This window comes from Nostoc sp. ChiQUE01b (genome assembly GCF_034531255.1).
Lineage (GTDB): Bacteria > Cyanobacteriota > Cyanobacteriia > Cyanobacteriales > Nostocaceae > Nostoc.
Window position 1 is genome coordinate 116,951 of sequence record NZ_JAVRBM010000013.1, and the last position, 17,680, is coordinate 134,630.

Sequence of the window (17,680 nt, forward strand, 5' to 3'; positions counted from 1 at the left end):
TTGCTCAATACAGTAATTTTGTCAGACATTTGAACGCTAGTTGATTGTTTGTGTAGGAAGGAAAAGCTCTTGTAACTTTACCTCCTACTGTGTTTCTATACCCTTTTAATCAGTCAGCAGAAGTAGGATCTAGCCGTGCATTAAGTACCACTTCATGCACTAAAGACAATCTGCCATCTTCTTCGGAGTTCTCCTTTTGCCTTTGGGAATCAAGATGCTCCGCTACTTGCGTTAGCATCAAGTTAGAGTAAGCATTGTCCTGTCGGGCTAATAAAGAATCAGTACGCTGCTGTGCCAACATTGACACAATTAAGCCGTTCTGAGACGCGATCGCTTTGAGAACATTCTGAGAAGCGTCCATATTCTGCGCCTCATCAGCAATACCTTTTGCAAGTTTAGCGATTTGTGCAGTAGTATCAATTTTTTCTTGAGTTTGCTGCTGTCCTTTTTTTCCAATCACGCTGGCAATCGAGCCAAGCGTCAATTCACGCTCTAGCTTCTGTGCTTTTTCTTGGGCGACAGGATAAGAATAATCATCCTTGAGCGTATTTTTCAATTGTTCAGCCGAAGCAATTGGGTCAGGCGCACCCAATTGTCCAATAGAACTATCAATTGCAGCTGACGCATTTTCTTTGATGTCACCCCAAGCACTGTTAATCTCACCCTTGGCCCATGCTTGAATTTCCGAAACTTCTCCTTGAAGATCCGATACGATAGAACTAAAAAAATCGTTGATGCTGATGCCATAGCTAGGTGCAGCAATAAAGAAACTGCCAACTGTAGCAGAAAGTATTACCCCAATTGTCCGCTTTTTCATTTAAGCTACCTGTCTTGTATGTGATTTTGAAAGTAAATTCTTCGCTAATTCTGATAACTCTTCCCCCCGAATCATTCTGATATAATCCTCACTAAATTTGACTAATCCAAGCAGAGGATTATCTTGATAGTATTTGAGAAATAAAGTGCGTAATTCTTGCTCGTTTGGATTATTAGCAACTGAGGCTAATAAACAGTAGGCAGGATAATAGCGACAGAAAGTTAGCTTGCCGTTATCATCAAGCAACCACTGAGAGTAAATCCCCGACTTTTTTGGATAAAAAGCTTCTGTACTATTGACCCTGATGATTTCAATAGGATATTTAAAGCGAACAATAAACGGGTCAACAGCTGATGATTGAATCCTGCCTACTAAACGTGTGGTGATATTGGCAAATATTTTTTGTGCAGATGCGCTCTGATATATAGTCTCTGGTTCTTGGGCAGAGATGATGACGCGGATACCAGACTTCGCACCATTGGCACACAATCGCCCAATCAAATCAGCGATCGCATCGAATTGGAATAAAATTGGTGCTTCATCAAGAAAGAATATCGAAGCTTTTGAGCTTAAGGCACGACGTAAAGCTGCTGCATAGGCACTAAGAGCGAGTATGGCAGCATCAGCTTCACTCGATAAATTACGTAAAGCGAATACTAACAATTTGGCATTAGTTCTAAAACTGGATGGGCGTGAGATTGATTGCCCAACCCTAGTATTTAACCAATAACTTATTCTCAGCCTAATCTGATTTAATGCTTCGGAAATCTCTTGACTCTTACTAGCGATAGAATCTAATTGTATGAAAGCTGGAGAACAAAAATTATAAAAATCTTTGAGTGTCGGAGTTTCGCTCCAATATTGAGTTCCCAATCCATTCTGTATTGCTAACTTGTAGCGCAATTTTATTTCGTCATCATTAAAAAACGTTTTTAATGTTAACGCAATAATTGACTCAATGTTTGTAACCATTGAAGGACTGACACCAATCATGCTCGTTCCAATCACCATTGTCATCAGAACTGATTTGAGAAATTCCTTAAAATCGCTCAATCGCTCATTTTGACGTTCTGCATCCAGAGAGCGTAAATCAGGTAGTTCAAAAAGATTATTCGCTTCTTTAGAGATGTCAAAGTATGCCCCATCTTCACCAAGTAGATTCGTGTAATCAGTGAAAGTGGATGTACCGTCTGGTTTAGGATAGTCTAATGCCACTACCGGAATATCTTGTGCAAGCGCCGGAGTAAGAATACCTGCCACCAGCACTGATTTACCTGAACGAGTTGCGCCAAAGACTGCCAAATTCTTATGATTCTGGTACAAGTCTAGATGTACTGGTGTGCCGCCTTCTTCTGCGATTAACTCAAAGCCAGTGCGATCGCCTGTGGCAGTCCTAATCAACGGCATCAACCCTGGGGCTTCCGAACTAAAATATGGCAGTCGGCGGTTAAAAGGCTTGGTTAACAGTGGTTCCCACACCATAGGACAACACTGCAACCATGTCTTCCAAGCGTATTCAATCTCCCGGTCAACTACCGCCGGACGCAAGAAATAGCTGGCAAGATATCGGCAAGCTTCGTCTAATTCTCTTGTAGTCTTGCGGTGAACCAGAAAAGCAACTGCGGTATGCACAACTACACTCCCTTTATATATTGTCTTTTGCGCCTCCACAGCTGACTCAATATTCATACCTGATTTGACATCAATGTTCCCTTTTCCTGTAGATAAAGAAGTGCTGGTAATTGATTGCTTGGTGATCCGTTGTAGGTTAGTTTTAGAAATAGCTTGATTTGCCTTTGTTAGCTGACAAATAACCTCTGTATCATAAATACTATCTCTAGAGATTAGTTCCCACAGATATCGCAATTGAGCTTGTTCGTCATACCAGCCCCCTGGTTTTTGACTGAAGTTGAGCGCCCCAATATATTTATTTTGGATTTTTACCCATTTCCTATCAAAAAATGGCACAGACTCCTCATTCTCTAACATCTGGTGGCGGATATGAAAATCACTAGTTTGAGTTTCTACTAGTCCATCTATTGGGTCAATTTTTAATGGATTAGGGATTGCCGAGGGAGTAGAGCGATTAAACTGTTGCCAAATTGTTGACCAAATTTCTTCAGCACTTAAAACCCTAATCCCCAACTTCATCTTGTTGCCTAGGATAGCTGACCACTGCAAAAAACCATTGCTAAAGGAATTTTGGAGGATATTTTCAATTCTGGTATTGTTGATGGCATGGATCTCACCTGTAAATGAAAACCAACCTTTCTCTAATTTTCTAATAATCGATTCGATAAAATCTTTAGAACGTTCATCGTCATCAATAACAGTATAAGTACACCATAGCCTCAAGAATTTGTTTTTTCGAGTTCCGCTTTGCGTTAGTTCTTTAGTTCTTAACCTTTCACTCCGAATTAACAGCTTTAATTGATCTTGTGAGCAATTAGTCTCTAGCTTCGATAGTTCTTGCTGTCTGTCATAATCCGAAGTAAATGACCCTAGATGTATTGTCAGGTTTTCGCCTTCTGGAATTTCTTTTAGCCCAGCTTCTATTCCCTCGAAAATGGGTAACATTTCCTCTGATTGCAGATTAGGATGAATACCTAAACAATCAAAACAGAATTTGATTTGAATATTTTCACCTTTTTTGAGAATTAATGCGCCTACGCCCTGCCTACCTCCTAAGTTGAGGTCGCAAATCCCCGCTAAATGAATAATATCTTCAAAGGGAGTGAGCATTTTGACAACATTAATCTGCTCCTTTTCTAAGGCAACTTTACCTAATTTATCTTTCACCTGATTAGAAGAATTTGGCATAACTTTACCAATAACTGAAATTTTACTAGAACTTAAAACTTAGAACTTAAAACTTATTTTTCTTCCAACTTCCGACTTCCAGCTTCCGACTTTTGTTGTATTGATTGAAATTTCATATATCCCCTACTAATCCGAGGGACGCTGACGAACTTACCGAAAAAGTCTTTATTTGTAGAAATTGTCCACCATGTTGCCCATCCCCAAGCAATACTTAATCCTGTACCTAACCAACTTGTTTTCAGTAGATAATTAAAGATAAATACATTGACTACTGCTATTAATGTCCAGGCAAATATTTGGTCAGCAGGGAATGGCCCTAGTCTTGGTCTTTCTCCTAAAATCCTATTTACTGTCCGAAAATCATGTTTCGTTGACATACTTATTGATTTAATAAAAAGTTATCAGCTATTAATGCAAATACGTATTTATCAATAACTGATAACTGAAAAAGCTTTTTTACTGAACAATCAAGCCAGTAATTAAATCTCCAACAAAAACTGCCATAACTATGATTAATGGAGTTCTTGCTAGTGTCTGGTTAAAGTCGATAGAGAAATCACTCTCTCTACCTCTTCTACAAAACTGGACGTGAGAGTTTCCCCTCATCCAGCTCCTCAGCAAATTGGCTTCTGTCATAAGTACCGCTAACATCAGAAATATTCAAAATGGATTTACTTCAATATATTCCTGTGTCAAAACTGTATGGGAAAATGAAGCATCCCTGGCAGTTTTTGTATCGTGGCAATGACGATGAAGTAATTGAAAGTTGTTGTATGAATTCCTACCACCTTTAGATTTGGGGATGATATGATCAACTTCCATTAAATCTCCGTCTTGGAAAAAGAGTCCGCAGTGGGTGCATTTACCTTGTTGCTTCTTTAATAATGAAGCAATCCTGGTAGGCACTTCTGGGTGATGACCCATTCTTGAACTCCAGTAAACCCAATTACCATCATAAGGACTGCGACTGCCTTGCACTTTGATATGTCTGATGATTCGAGTATCGCAATGTTTAGCAAGTTGACAACCATCAGGTGTACTGAAACACCAAAGGTCATTTTCAGCTACTCTCCAGTATTTGTTAGCAATCTCATGCTTGTTACTGTGAGTACATCTATTAGTTGCCCATGCCCGCAGTTTTTGATAAGTTAAGAAGTCTGCCTTTGAAAAGGCTTTTCTACTGACACCGCTTGAATAAAAGTTTGCCCACCCTCTGATTACAGGATTTAGTTTGTTTATTAGTTCCTGTTGTGGTGCAGTACTATGGGTGTCGATTATTTTACCGATGTCTTTCAGATGCTCCTCAAGCTTATCCTTACTAGGAGTAATCAAAGTTTTAAAACCAAGTATTTGTCCATAAGGGTTTTTGGCGCTACGGTAGTCTCCTACTTGATATTGCCTAATATTAAACCCTAAAAAATCAAAGCCTACTTTTCCTTCATACTCATTGAAAGTATGAGTCAGTGAGGTTTTACTTGGTTTTAATTCTAGCCCCATGCCTTTTAACCAATCAGTAATCAGAATTTGGCATCTTTGAACTATGGAGATATCCTCATGAAGTACCACGAAGTCATCGGCATATCTGATTAGAATTGGTGGACGAATAGTCACCTTTTTCCCGTTGATTTTCGGATATCTTCGAGGAAATGCCAGTTGAATGTGGTTTTCTAAACCATGCAAGGCAATGTTTGCCAGAAGTGGAGATATAACTCCCCCTTGCGGCGTTCCTTCATGATTAGGAAATAAGTTTCCTCCATCCAATATTCCCGCAGTCAGCCATGCTTTAATTTGACGGTGTAAACTGGGGAAAGTGTTCAGTTTTGCCAACAGAGCTTGATGGTTAATGCGTTCAAAACATTTACAAATCTCGGCATCCAGCACATATTTAGCCTTTTGCTTGATACTTAAATAGATTGCTTGAATCGCATCATGCACGGAGCGTCCTGGTCGAAAACCGTAGGAATTCGGCTCAAAACGTGCCTCCCATTCGGGTTCTAGCGCCATTTTGACTAAAGCTTGCAATGCACGGTCGTACATTGTCGGAATACCCAAAGGTCTTTTTTCTTGGGTTCCTGGCTTTGGTATCCACACTCTGCGGACAGGATTTACCTTACCGTTGAGTTTGAGACTTTTAACCAAGTGCATACGTTGGTCTGGTGCTAATAGTTTGACACCATCTATTCCAGCAGTCTTTTTACCTTGGTTGTCTTGTGTAACCTTCCTAACGGCAATACATTTTGCTGACCATGAATTTAAGAGGGTTTTCTGAAGCTGTCGAACTGTGACTAAATCCTCACGATTAGCGGCTTGGTATATTCTCTTTTGCAGCTTGTAAACCTGACGTGCCAGTTTCTTCCAAGGAATTGACTGCCAATTGTTTGGGTCTACCTCGTGGGTTTTTGGTGTGTCAAGTTCTGATTCTATCCTGAACTGTTGTTCGGCTTTAGACATATTCACTGCTACTGTTGACTATACCTTCCAATAAGCCGTGTGTCTGTCTGCATATCCCAGACATTACTCTGGGCTTTAGCTTTTGACACAATCCCTTCCACTTATGGCTTGCGGGTGGTTCCCTACTTGATTCTATTCAAGAGCGCATAGGTGGATTACTTCGTTCCGAATGACCATTGATTGAACCTTTAGAGTGACGCTCTCCACCGGGTTTAGAGGGAAGTGCTAACTGGTCGAGACTGGAATCGCCAGTTCCCTATTTTCCTTGCCATTTTTGGCTTGGGCTAATTAGCCGTCGTTGCCCATTTGACGTAACGATGGTTCAATCGCGTCTTCACACATGGTTGCTCGTGGGTTCTTGCTAGACAGGTTGCTGAGTACGGCTTTCAGAAGTCTGCCTTTCTTCCCCGCTTTATCCGTTTGATAACCAGTCTCCCGAATAGGGGAAGCGCTTTTACTGTTGCACTTACAGAGTAGGACTTTCACCTACATGGTCATTCAGTTATCATGGTTAAAACCAAGCTAACTGTCCCCCAGTACTGCTACTGGTTTGAGTTAAACGAATCGCACCCAGTCTTCATCATTCCGTGCAGATTGAATAATCCGAACTAGACTGATCCCAACATATAATAGGAATAAAGCTCTCAATACATTGAAAAAAAGCGCGATAACTGCTGCTGTTTGTCCATTGCCGGCATTACCAAAAGTGGTGGTCATCCAAGTTTGAGCATTATTGAAGAACTGAGCATTAGCTGGAGCCGCCGCAAAATCAATTAGGCAAATTACTGCTAACAGCGCAAACAACACTGCATAGAGATTAACTCCATACTTTCGTTGTACTTTATCGAAGTTAGTAAATAATGCTTGTGACTGTTTCGGCAAGGCAATGACGATGGCAGACGCAATCATAAATCCACCCATCAATATATTGTGGACGGACATCTCTGCTATCATCAACACACCAGTCACACCCATGAGTGTGAGTGTGCCTTTTTTCGCCCTGTCATTCTTCTCCTCAGGTAAAAGTGTTCCTATTGGTGAAGCAGCAAAATCTGGGTATCCGTAGTCAGTACGCATCTGCTTTCGTTCTCCTGAACGATATCTTGAGGGATAGGCACATTCTTGAATAAGTCAACCCCAAAATCCACGTACTCTGGTACGGAAAAAAACAGAACTGTAGTACTGTATAAACATTTTTAACAGTAATAATCTACGTAGATAAAAATCTCTTTCTTGTATTATCAGTCTTTGTGCTTGATATAATCACATCCTTAATCATTAATTAGTATAAATATTTGTGCAAACTCTTCAGTAAGTATCAAATAGGGGGGATTGACTATTGACTATTTTTATGACCTAAAACATTTAGGTTAGCTTTAACAAAGTTTGGGGGTTTAAGTTAAGAGCCTAATTAAAATCCCCGTTACAAAACTGTACTTCCGACTTCCGACTTCCGACTTGTTTAAGTATCCCTACTCTCCATAAATTGAACTTTACCTTCGATACCTCACCATGTTTTGCATCATCACTAAAAACTGTTAAAACTTGAGTGCATGTATAGAACAAATATGTATAATACTTGCAGCTTGTAATTCAGCATTTATTAGAAGTAGATATTTGATCAAGCAAGGAAATTGGGAATTAATTTTCATAATCATTTGTTGGAGTATTTATGAGTACAAGAAAAATATTTACAGCACTTGTTTCAATAGGTGTAGCACTATGCTTAGGAGCTTGCCAGTCTGAAAGAGACTTGGTTGCTCAGGCAGAGAATGACTTAAAACCGGCTTATGCGGCGGCAACTGATGAGCAAAGCCAAAAAGATAAGGAAGTACAGGAGCAAATAAGGCAATATGTAGAAGAGACACCTAACTTATATAGAATAACTTGGAAGGTATGCGGAGATTATAGAAGTCGTCTTCGGGATGGAGTAAGATGTAGCGAAACTAAAATTCCCAAAACTAAAGGATATGTTGATCCCGTTTACGTCTGGGCAGCTAATGGGGTGCAGTTTGTTAATAAGCAACACTTTGTTAATAGCTATTGGGCTACAGGATTGTTTGTCAAGTCTAAAGGATGCTTGAACTCAGGTAAGCCAGGACAAGAGCAATTTTATAATGTAAAAAATTTCACCAGAGATAAAACGAATGCTGTTCCTACCGCAGCAAACGTGAAGATTGAAGCTCTGTCAAAGCAGGAAAAACAAACAGTAGTAGAACTTGCCTTCAAGGACGCAGAAGTAGAAAATTATGCGCTGAAAAATTTTGGTGTGTCAGCAACCACAGGATTAATACCCACTGGGAAAACTTGCTTAACATTAGACGAATGGAAGAAGACGCAATCGTAAACATCAGGCACAGTCGCTTCCTTGGATCGCAGTTCAGTCGCGGCAACTTCCTCCATCTCCACCACAACCAACCAACGCAAGTATTGTCTTATTCTTTCTTAGATAAAGAAAATAATTTAACTTGTTGACCCCTTGTCCCCTGCAAGCGGTAAGTTAACTTTAACCCCAGTTGGTCTAACAACAACCCCAACAGCCAAATCGGTTTGGGGTCAGAAGGAACAGTGAAACCCAAAATTTTTGATGTGAGCAGCGCAGTCAACAGCGATCGCCGTTTCTAAGTTAATTCAGCCAGTAAATAGTTTTGCTCACGCACATCAGTTATTTAGCAAAATTTTGTAGTTTTTTATACTTAAGTTTTGCAGTCATTGATTACTTCATGCTTATACTAAGGGATGGCGTAACCGCAAGAGCGTAGCTGATCGCTCTATGAAAATCGCAATTTGCCGACCATTGGTCGGCAAAAACTTAATTATGATTCTGAAAAACTAATCCTTTATATGAGCCAAGATCGAGGGTGTTAAAAGGAGCGGGAATTTGCAGAACACCATGCCATACGATGTCTGTGCCTTCCCTTATGCCCTCTGTATGACTGTATTTTTTGTAATCTAAAACACTTTGTGTTACGTAACTATAATTACTGTAGGCATCGCTATGCAGTAAAGCTTTCTGCATTATACTCATCTAGGTAAATAGGCTAAATAACCCTACCAACAACATATTTATTTACCTAGACAATTATCATGATACAGCATGGGGATTTCGTTCGATGTTAAAGTTGTATTTTTAACTGTATAATTTGCGACCTCATAAACTAACTCGCAATCAGCTAAAGTCCCTTCGGCCATCAGGGAGCATCTTGGCGTTCACCCTGAAAATTGATTCAGGACAAGTTCGGAATCAATTGCAGAACAGTTTGAGTTTTTGGCACGCAAGTTTTACCCATTTCTTGAAGAATTTTTTATAAGCAATCACACCACTCTCAAAAATAAACTAAAAATGACTCTATAGTTTTATGGCGTGATAGCGATTAAAAAACGGGCTATTCCGATAAGCTTGATTTGGCATGAAAGCAACAGAAGCAGGGAAGAATTTTGTACAAGTTTCTTAAAATAAGCACCTTTGCCCATTTTCTTTAACCCAAACCTACACCTGTAATATTTGTATACTCAAATGCTAGAGTATACTTTTTGACCTAATGCATCACTTATTAACTATAAAGTCATTATTAGTTTATTTTTTTCACCTATCTTTAGGTTTTTCAATATAGGGGCATTGGCTATAGCCCAATGGCATGAAGAAAGGTAGTGTCTAGCTAAACTGGGACGAAGAGTGATTGAGTCAACCGATCGCTCATCATGATAAAGGTGATTATTGCTTGTGCAGCACGAGCGATGGCAGTCCCAAATGGCAATCGGCTTTTTCTCCTGTGCGCTTAAATGGCAGGGGAATAGTACAGCATTAGTACACCGTTCTGGCTACAGGTGACGGGGGTATTCTGTTGCTGACCGAAGAGGCGGAGGGGCAGGGGGCAGGGAGCAGGGGGAGCAATCCCTGCCCCGAAGCCGTGAAGCGGAGCGGAACATGGGTATCAAGCCCCGCCCTTCCTCTCTCGTTCTCAATTGGTCGGAGTACAAGCTCCTTCCAATCTTCCCCCCTGCTCCCCGCTCCCCTGCCTCTTTTGACAAACTGCCACAATTTTCACTTTGTCCGTGAACAGGGAAAGGGAAACGGTAGAGAAACTAGTACACATTGCAGTACAGTTCCACACTTTTTTCACCGAAATAAATCCTGGGACGGGAGCATCGGCGATAATGATTAACTATCGGGGGTTCGGGGCTGTGAAAATTGACCGTCACGGGAAGGCAAAGGTTTTGTCGGCAGAAGAAATCCAGCGTCTGTTTACTTTGGGGTTAACCACAGAGCGAGACAGAACCCTAATAGGCGTGATGCTGTACACGGGTTGCCGCGTCAATGAAGCAGTTACCCTAAAAATTAAAGATGTTTATAACAGCAAGGGACGGATCAGAGCAGAGCTGATCATCCGTAAAGGGAATACAAAGGGAAAGTTAGCTACCCGCAGCATTCCGATTTTGTCAGAACTAAGGAACTTCTTAGCTACTTACAAACCGACAAACTCCCGTGACGGTTTTTTGTTTCCTGGTCGATGGGGGCGCGGTCACTTGCACTCAGAATATGCAAGCCTGATCTTCCGACAAGCTTGCGAACGTGCGGACATCGAAGGAGCAAGCACACACAGTTGCCGCAGAACTGCACTTACTTTCATGAGCAATGCCCAAATCCCTCTGAGAGTCATCCAAGAAATCAGTGGACATCGCAATTTGGAGCAACTGCAAAATTATTTGGAGGTGGAACCATCCCAAGTCCGGGGTGCGATCGCGGCGTTATCGATGCTATCACCGCCATCAATTAGCAGCAACAATCAAGACATGCAAAATGCGGATAACACGAAGTTATCAACGGAGTGATAGATCAGGAAATATGATTTAGTTGATCTAGATAGGACTGAGAGTAAATAAAGGCTATAAGGATTTTCCCAAAAAGCTATTTACAATTCCATCGGCAACACTTCAAGCGATAGCCACTGATAAAAATGAGGCACAGATTGCTCTAGGTTTACGTAGCTCAGTTGCGGCGTAGGCTTTATCCCTCCATTGGCAACACTTCTTCATTCAACAAGGCGTAAAATTCCGGTACTGCTGCCTCGACAAGTCGCAGTTCATTTGCCGCGATCGCTTCAAGTTCCAGCACGGTATCCCAGCGCAAATCCTCAACCCATCGCTTAAGGATGCCCTTAATCGCGTCCACCCCCTGCTTAATGCCAGAGCGTAGCATTTCCACGCAGTGGAGTAGCGTAATGCGATCAGTGAAGAGAGCAGAGGGGCAGGGGGGCAGGGGGGCAGAGGGGAAAGAACTTGTACAATTTTCTTCTTTGTTCCTCAACTCTTCAACTCCTCTGCTCCTCTGCTCCTCCGCACAAGTGCTCTCATCTGTAGTATCCTCCCCTTGGCAATGGGAGTTCCCTATAGCATCAAGGGGGGGTGTGGATACGGGCTGGTGATTTGGGTTTGCAAGAATAGGGTGTTGGGGGTAGGGTGTTGGGTGTAGGGAAGACGGTATTGGTTGGGGCAAGGAACCCCCGCTAATACAATCATTTTGACAAGACGGGGCAAGTGACCCACTAGTTGTTGGGGCTATTTCTTCCCCCACACCCCACACCCCACACCCCACACCCTGCACCAACGGGGTTTGAGCAGCAGAATAGGTTCGATTTTCTTTTTGATTACGTTTCGTGTCACGATGAGCAATTACATGCATTGCAAATTCCAATTCCTCTTTAGATAAAGAGAAAAGTTTCACCTGTTGACCGCGTTTACCTTGCTTACGGAAAGTTAACTTTAACCCCAGCTGCTCAACTAAAGTTCCTAGCAACCAAATAGGCTTACAGTCTAAGGGAATAGTAAACCCAAGAATTGCTTTGACGTGAGCAGCACAATGTATAGCAATCTCCGTCATCTTGAGTAAGGTGGAATCGTCGGCAGAAACTTCATCACCCCTCATTAAACTTAAGAGAATTTGATGCAATCCCAGGTTAAATCTAGCAAGCCACCGTGCGGAGTAATTACCCCAGTCGATGCACAAAGGTAGATTGTCACGTTCGGTGCGGTCTTTTTGGGTGACAATTGTTGGTGGGGTAGGATAAGTTTGCCCAGTTTTCGGGTCAGTAAACGATTCTTCGGGTGGGGCTAAAATGGCCTCAAGTCCAGCAATTGCTCTAATTAAGCGACCACCTTTATCCATTTCTACGAGTGATTCGGTTACTTCGATGCCGTAAGAATCAGAAATGCGGAACTTTTCACATTCAAAAATTTCATTAGGGTCAAGGTAATCTTTGCTCTGACGGGCACGGTACTCGCTCAAAGTAATATTCTTAGCCTTGGCAACAGCCGAATTGTGGGCACTATCCAAAGCTTGTGCTGCTGCTTTAAGACTTTCTCTTGATTGAGGATCTGAATCACTGCCCACATATATAAATGTATTGCCCATTTCTGTGAGGAGTGATCGCAAATCATCGCGGAGATTATTGAGAGAATAGTGGCGGTTGGCAAGAATTTGGCAGTAAGCCTCAAGCGCCCAATCTTTCTCGGCTCCCCGTTTACCTGTTTGACGGTCGATCCGCAACAGAAAAGCAGTCATTTCATTGGTTTGGAGGAGGCGTTCTTTTATCTTGGAAGCGTTTGTATCTTGGTAGCCGAAGGGAGGACGCGGGGCCACCCAAATATGAAAGGGGACTTTCGGGCGATAGCGGTACAGTTGTTGAGCGCACTCGGTAGCAGTTTGGGAAACTCCATGAAAAACACCGAACACCAAATCAAAATGATACTCGGAAATATCTACACCAGTTCCCAGGCTAGGGGAGGTGAACAAGGCATCAAAGTTTTTGACGGCGTTGGTGATATCTTTAATGAAAGCGACGTTTTCTTCAGAGCCGGAATTATCGGAGTGGACAGACCAGATGCGCCATTTTTGTGGTGTATGGGATTGGTCAGAGTTAGGTTCTGAGTACTTAATAGTAAAAGACTTGTCGAGTTTTTTGATGAAACGCTTACTGTCACTGGCAACCATGATTTTCAGACCTTGCATCAGCGCCGCCGAGATTTGGGCAACTAGGGCGCTTGAATTACTGCCTTCGTACCAATATATAGTGCGTGAGCCATTTCTCCATTCATTTTTGACGATGTAAGGTACTTCACCTACTGGTCGCATTGCCCGAAAGAAGTCCACGGTCAAATCATCCATGTGTGCGTCGGCAAGGACAACCAGGGGCGCGTTGTATACTATATATTCCAGTACCTCCAAGATTGCTGCACGGTGCTGTTTACACGTATTACTGTGTAGTAGGTGGGTAAGGTATTGGCAAGCCTCATCAATAAATATGCAGCCGTAAATTAGCGCCTGCGTATTGAGCTTATGCAAGCTGTCAATAGTAATACTAAGGGCTTGGGCTTGAGCTAAACCTGTGTAACCCAAGTCTGAATACATCGCAGTTCTTAGGCGATCGCTTAAATTCTTCAGCAGGTTGACGCGATGCCCGTTGTTGAGGAACCGAGCGTCGGGGTTTTGGTCACGCCACCTGCGCATTAACTCGGTTTTCCCCGTACCCATATCGCTCCAGATCACGAGCAGTCCTTTTTCTGGAAAACGGAAAGATTTTTTGGGATTTTGGGTACTAGGTTTGGCGTTAAAGGAGCTAGAATCAATTAATTCAACATTTTCCCTTTTCTCTTTATCCAAATCGCAGTCCATAGCTATCAGATTTGGACTGAATAATTTTTCAAGTCCAAGCTCGTAAAGTGGCGGAGCGGATGAACATTTTTCCTCCAAATTGGGAATGCAGAGTGCTTGGGTCAAATATTTAATATTGACTGTGACATCCGGCTGGTACTTAGAGAGTCCCCATTTCTTAGCTCGATAGGAGCGCTGGTAGTCTTTAAGCGATTTGGCATCGTCTACTAAAGCAGTTAGTAAAACATTGGCATCTTCACCCCTGGCTACCACGAAATCATCAACACCTTTCTCTGGGCCTGGGAGTGATGCAACTTCGCATTCACAACCAGCAGACTCAATCGCTTTGGCAGTCCGTACCGTTGCCTGGTAAACCGACCACCTGGTTTTAGCTTTAGTTTCGTAATCAAATAATATAATGAACTTGCGCCCCGCCTGAGCCATTGGTACTAAGTCAGGATGCAACCGTTCATCAAAATCTCGTCTTCCGACCCGCCCGTTCCAAATTCCAGGAAGTGCGATCGCTACAAACCCCAGAGAGAGCAAGCAAGCGGCTTTTTTTTCACCCTCGCATAAGATAATCGGAATCTCTGGATGTTGCTTTACCCACTCCCAGAAGGTGATTTGTAAATCTTTCTGCTGAAAGTCGATGTTCAATTTCTGCTGCTTTACCCCTGACCAAAATATTAGGGGATTAAGTATGCCTTTTATGCACAGTGCTAAGAGAGAACTTAACTGGGCAATTTGCGTTAGGATTGCCGTAGTTTGTCCTAGTTGCAAGAGCCAAGGCAAGAGAACGCCATTGCGAATTCCCTTCTTTCGACTTTTAACACAAAGCTTTTTCCCACGTTTTGCAAAAAGCTCTTGTGCAATATCGAAAACGTTATAGCGCCGTGCAACAAGATTTAAAATATAGTTGGGAACATCGAAATAGGTAACGCGGTTGGCGGTTTTGGGTGGCGACTCGTATTTAACTGGTTTACCTTTTTCCCAATCAAAGCGTGGAAAGTTGGGCTTAAGTCGCCCCCACTCCATCGGTTGCCAGTTCTTGAATGGGTCAAGGGACTGAATCCACGTCCCACCCAGTAATAGATGCTGATACATTTTTATGTATCCATCCGTGACTCTACCTGCATTCTTGCGTGGAATTTTGTCGGAGATGAACAGGTAGTCATAAATTGTTTCTCCCTCAATGTGGAAGAAGTTGCGCTTAATCAACGCCGGATGAATGGCGCTACCAGCTAACAAGTCATGGTATTCCGCAGCCGTGAGATTATTTGGGTATTCAGTTGTTGCTGCGTTCATCGGTTCTCCCCTTGGAATTCCTTGGAGAGAGATGTGTCTATCTGTGAAACTCTCGTAGGCAGGATATTCCGAAAATTCCCCTTCGTCACAGCACAGAATTGCCGTGCGAAAGTTGCACTCGACCCCATACGCTCTTCTAGAGCGCTCTTAGGGCGTTCTCTGTTTGTCATGATTTTCCCCTGATAACTCGGTTTACAAGTTCAGAGGGGGTTGCATCAGTTATCAGTTATCTAATCTTGGACTCTACTCCCAACTGGTAACTGATAACTGTTATTCGCGCTGCACACCTTTTAACTACAAAATTCTCACTCTTTCTTCATCAAACTTAACATTTCGCAAATTTAAGAATTTTAACAGCCAAAAATTTGCCACCAATGGACGCTATGGTGACAACCCGTGTATAATACGGGAAGCAGCGCGGATTATACTCTCAAACAAATTTAGCAATCGCACCGAGTCGGCAAACTTTAGCGAAAACTTTTTTTGTTCCTTCGAGATCAACCCCTGCTCTTTTAAACGATGAATTTTATAAACAGATAAAGCGCCTACTCCTTAGTGGCGCTTTATACTTTAAGCTTTTTGATAGTTTCATATTTGACCTCCATGCTTTGTTTTAGTTAGCTCGATTTTACATAAGTTTTGGTCGTCTGAGATTGATGCTATGTTCTTTTTTGTTTTTTAGTTTTCAGTATCTCCATAGTTCATAAGTGTTTTGGAGTATCTAAGGAGTTCCCATAGCCTTAGACAATGTTTAATAGGAAGAGACTTTTGCTCAGACGGCACTTAGCGCAGATTTTGCCTTTGCTATTGCCTTCTTAAATTTGCACCTGAGTCTCTGCCTAATTTAGTTGTCGTACTTAAATAGTACCTGTAACTTTAATAACAGCTAGAGAGATCGTGTTATTATCTGTGCAATGTAGCACTATAAACTTATATCCTGTAAAACGTGATGATAGCAAGTAGCTTTTTATTAAAAATTGTAAAAAACCTATATAAAAGTTTTAGGTAAAATTTGAATAGTTATTATGGTAATGCTAATAACGTACTACTAGGACTCCTACTTAATTTTTGAACAGAACTCAGTATAACTTGATTCCTTCTTTCCTGTTCCCTATTCCCTATTCCCTATTCCCTATTCCCTGTTCCCTCTCTCTACGAGTGATTCAGGAATCAAATCGGATTCCTATATTATAGGTAAGTATGTCTTCAAATAAAAATTTAAGCCTAGAAGCAGTACTAGAAATCTTGCAAGAGCGGGTGTTTCACCATACCGGAAGATATCTATCGCGCTCTGAAATAGTTTTAATCAAAGGGTCTTGGGATGGCAAAGACTATAAGGAGATAGCAAGCGATTCGGGGTACAATATGCATTATTTGCAGACTGGAGTAGGTACTGCGTTGTGGGCAATGCTTACAGAAGTTGTTGGAGAGGGAGTACAAGTAAAAAAACTAACTTTAAGAAATATTTTGCTTAAATTAGCAAAAAAAGAATATTTTAAAAAGCTAGAAACGTCATATAAAAATGTTGACCGATTAATAGGTGCAACTAGAGCATATGGGGATTTCCCAAAAATAACATCTTTTTATGGACGACAAGATGAAATAAGGATTTTAAAAAATGAAATTGTTTTGTTCAACAAAAGGTGTATAGCACTAATTGGAATTGCTGGGATTGGAAAAAGCATATTAGCATCGAAACTAATTGAAGAAATAGTATTAGAAGACGCAAGTAATTACGAATATGTAGTTTGGAAAAGGATAAATCGCTCTTCAAGGATTGATAATTTAGTTACCGATTTAATTAATATTTTTAAGATAGAAGAAGCGAAGCATATAACTCTTGAGACTAAATTATATTTATTATTAAAGCATTTGCAATCATATCGTTGTCTATTAGTTCTAGATGGTTTTGAAGCCATAGCTCAAGTAGATATTTTTGAAAAAAAGTTAGAATACGAAGATTTTTTTGCTGGAATTACACAAGAAAAACATCAGAGTTGTGTAATTGTAACAAGTCAAGTACCTTTAAGAGAAGTTGCTTATGTAAATGTAAACTCATCTATTGCATCTTTTCAAATAGAAGGTTTGAAAGAAGATGCAGCAATGCAGTTAATACGTGAAAAGGGGATAACAGGAGCAAAGTGTAAAGAACTAATTGAAACATATCGTGGTAATCCGTCAGAACTAGAGGCTATTTGCGATCGAATAAATCACATTTTTGGAGGGAGTATAGAAAAGTTTTTTGATTATAAAACTACTGTAATTGGCCCGCGAATTGAAGCGATGTTAAATCTACAGTTTGGGCAAAATGGGCTTTTAACTGACCTCCAAAAGCAAATAATGATTTACTTAGCCGAGGAGATAACAAAAAATTCTGCTTTAGTCCCCTTTTCAAAGCTTATTAATGATTTAAAAGAGCGATTAAAATTAGAAGTAATGTCAATCTCAAAAGTAATATCAGCTTTGGAAGTCTTAGAGCAGCGCTCCTTAATTGAAGCCAGTAAAAAATCAAGTAAGCATGAACTCAGTTATGGTATGGAACCAGTTGTTAAAAAATATATTTTAGTAGATCCGCACGGTTTAATATATAAATCATTAAGTAAAAAAGAGTTAACCAGTTCTGTACAGGAGTAAAA

11 protein-coding genes are annotated in these 17,680 nt (G+C 41.2%); 3 read left to right on the forward strand and 8 right to left on the reverse strand.

Features of this window, described 5'->3' with window-relative positions:
• Nucleotides 1-109: 109 nt before the first annotated feature.
• The 5 genes from RMY63_RS11620 to RMY63_RS11640 all read right to left on the reverse strand — a co-directional run bounded on the left by RMY63_RS11620 (nt 110) and on the right by RMY63_RS11640 (nt 7,165).
• Nucleotides 110-817 (reverse strand): hypothetical protein, encoded by a 708-nt coding sequence (locus RMY63_RS11620; protein ID WP_322728843.1) that lies wholly within the window; start codon nt 815-817, stop codon nt 110-112.
• Nucleotides 818-3,637 (reverse strand): hypothetical protein, encoded by a 2,820-nt coding sequence (locus RMY63_RS11625; RefSeq protein WP_322728844.1) that lies wholly within the window; start codon nt 3,635-3,637, stop codon nt 818-820.
• 53 nt (nt 3,638-3,690) lie between these two features.
• Nucleotides 3,691-4,014, reverse strand: coding sequence for a hypothetical protein (locus RMY63_RS11630; RefSeq protein ID WP_322728845.1), 324 nt, complete (start codon nt 4,012-4,014; stop codon nt 3,691-3,693).
• Nucleotides 4,015-4,297: 283 nt separating this feature from the next.
• A complete protein-coding gene (ltrA, locus tag RMY63_RS11635; RefSeq protein WP_322728846.1) occupies nt 4,298-6,088 on the reverse strand; it encodes a group II intron reverse transcriptase/maturase in 1,791 nt (596 codons plus the stop codon).
• A 555-nt stretch (nt 6,089-6,643) separates the two neighbouring features.
• Nucleotides 6,644-7,165 (reverse strand): hypothetical protein, encoded by a 522-nt coding sequence (locus RMY63_RS11640; protein WP_322728847.1) that lies wholly within the window; start codon nt 7,163-7,165, stop codon nt 6,644-6,646.
• 595 nt (nt 7,166-7,760) lie between these two features.
• Here RMY63_RS11640 and RMY63_RS11645 point away from each other — a divergent pair.
• Nucleotides 7,761-8,435 (forward strand): hypothetical protein, encoded by a 675-nt coding sequence (locus RMY63_RS11645; RefSeq protein WP_322728848.1) that lies wholly within the window; start codon nt 7,761-7,763, stop codon nt 8,433-8,435.
• Between the two features lie 88 nt (nt 8,436-8,523).
• Here RMY63_RS11645 and RMY63_RS11650 read toward each other — a convergent pair whose 3' ends face one another.
• Complete coding sequence (locus tag RMY63_RS11650) at nt 8,524-8,694, reverse strand: hypothetical protein (RefSeq protein ID WP_179069365.1); 171 nt, start codon at nt 8,692-8,694, stop codon at nt 8,524-8,526.
• A 1,579-nt stretch (nt 8,695-10,273) separates the two neighbouring features.
• Here RMY63_RS11650 and RMY63_RS11655 point away from each other — a divergent pair.
• Nucleotides 10,274-10,921: a tyrosine-type recombinase/integrase gene (locus RMY63_RS11655; protein WP_416212508.1), complete on the forward strand. Its 648-nt coding sequence runs from the start codon at nt 10,274-10,276 to the stop codon at nt 10,919-10,921.
• Between the two features lie 175 nt (nt 10,922-11,096).
• On the opposite strand, the gene RMY63_RS11660 is transcribed toward RMY63_RS11655, so the two are convergent.
• Nucleotides 11,097-15,044, reverse strand: a complete 3,948-nt coding sequence (locus tag RMY63_RS11660) for a plasmid replication protein, CyRepA1 family (RefSeq protein WP_322728850.1) — start codon at nt 15,042-15,044, stop codon at nt 11,097-11,099.
• Nucleotides 15,041-15,214: a hypothetical protein gene (locus RMY63_RS11665; protein WP_322728851.1), complete on the reverse strand. Its 174-nt coding sequence runs from the start codon at nt 15,212-15,214 to the stop codon at nt 15,041-15,043. The genes RMY63_RS11660 and RMY63_RS11665 overlap by 4 nt, the downstream gene beginning before the upstream one ends.
• Before the next feature lie 1,030 nt (nt 15,215-16,244).
• Here RMY63_RS11665 and RMY63_RS11670 point away from each other — a divergent pair.
• A complete protein-coding gene (locus RMY63_RS11670; RefSeq protein WP_322728852.1) occupies nt 16,245-17,678 on the forward strand; it encodes an ATP-binding protein in 1,434 nt (477 codons plus the stop codon).
• The last annotated feature ends 2 nt before the right edge of the window (nt 17,679-17,680 follow it).

Excerpts from the sequence above, each read along its gene's own strand:
- RMY63_RS11620 (WP_322728843.1), bottom strand. The coding sequence starts at position 817 with ATGAAAAAGCGGACAATTGGGGTAATACTTTCTGCTACAGTTGGCAGT.
- RMY63_RS11625 (WP_322728844.1), bottom strand. The coding sequence starts at position 3,637 with ATGCCAAATTCTTCTAATCAGGTGAAAGATAAATTAGGTAAAGTTGCC.
- RMY63_RS11630 (WP_322728845.1), bottom strand. The coding sequence starts at position 4,014 with ATGTCAACGAAACATGATTTTCGGACAGTAAATAGGATTTTAGGAGAA.
- ltrA (WP_322728846.1), bottom strand. The coding sequence starts at position 6,088 with ATGTCTAAAGCCGAACAACAGTTCAGGATAGAATCAGAACTTGACACA.
- RMY63_RS11640 (WP_322728847.1), bottom strand. The coding sequence starts at position 7,165 with ATGCGTACTGACTACGGATACCCAGATTTTGCTGCTTCACCAATAGGA.
- RMY63_RS11645 (WP_322728848.1), top strand. The coding sequence starts at position 7,761 with ATGAGTACAAGAAAAATATTTACAGCACTTGTTTCAATAGGTGTAGCA.
- RMY63_RS11660 (WP_322728850.1), bottom strand. The coding sequence starts at position 15,044 with ATGAACGCAGCAACAACTGAATACCCAAATAATCTCACGGCTGCGGAA.
- RMY63_RS11665 (WP_322728851.1), bottom strand. The coding sequence starts at position 15,214 with ATGACAAACAGAGAACGCCCTAAGAGCGCTCTAGAAGAGCGTATGGGG.
- RMY63_RS11670 (WP_322728852.1), top strand. The coding sequence starts at position 16,245 with ATGTCTTCAAATAAAAATTTAAGCCTAGAAGCAGTACTAGAAATCTTG.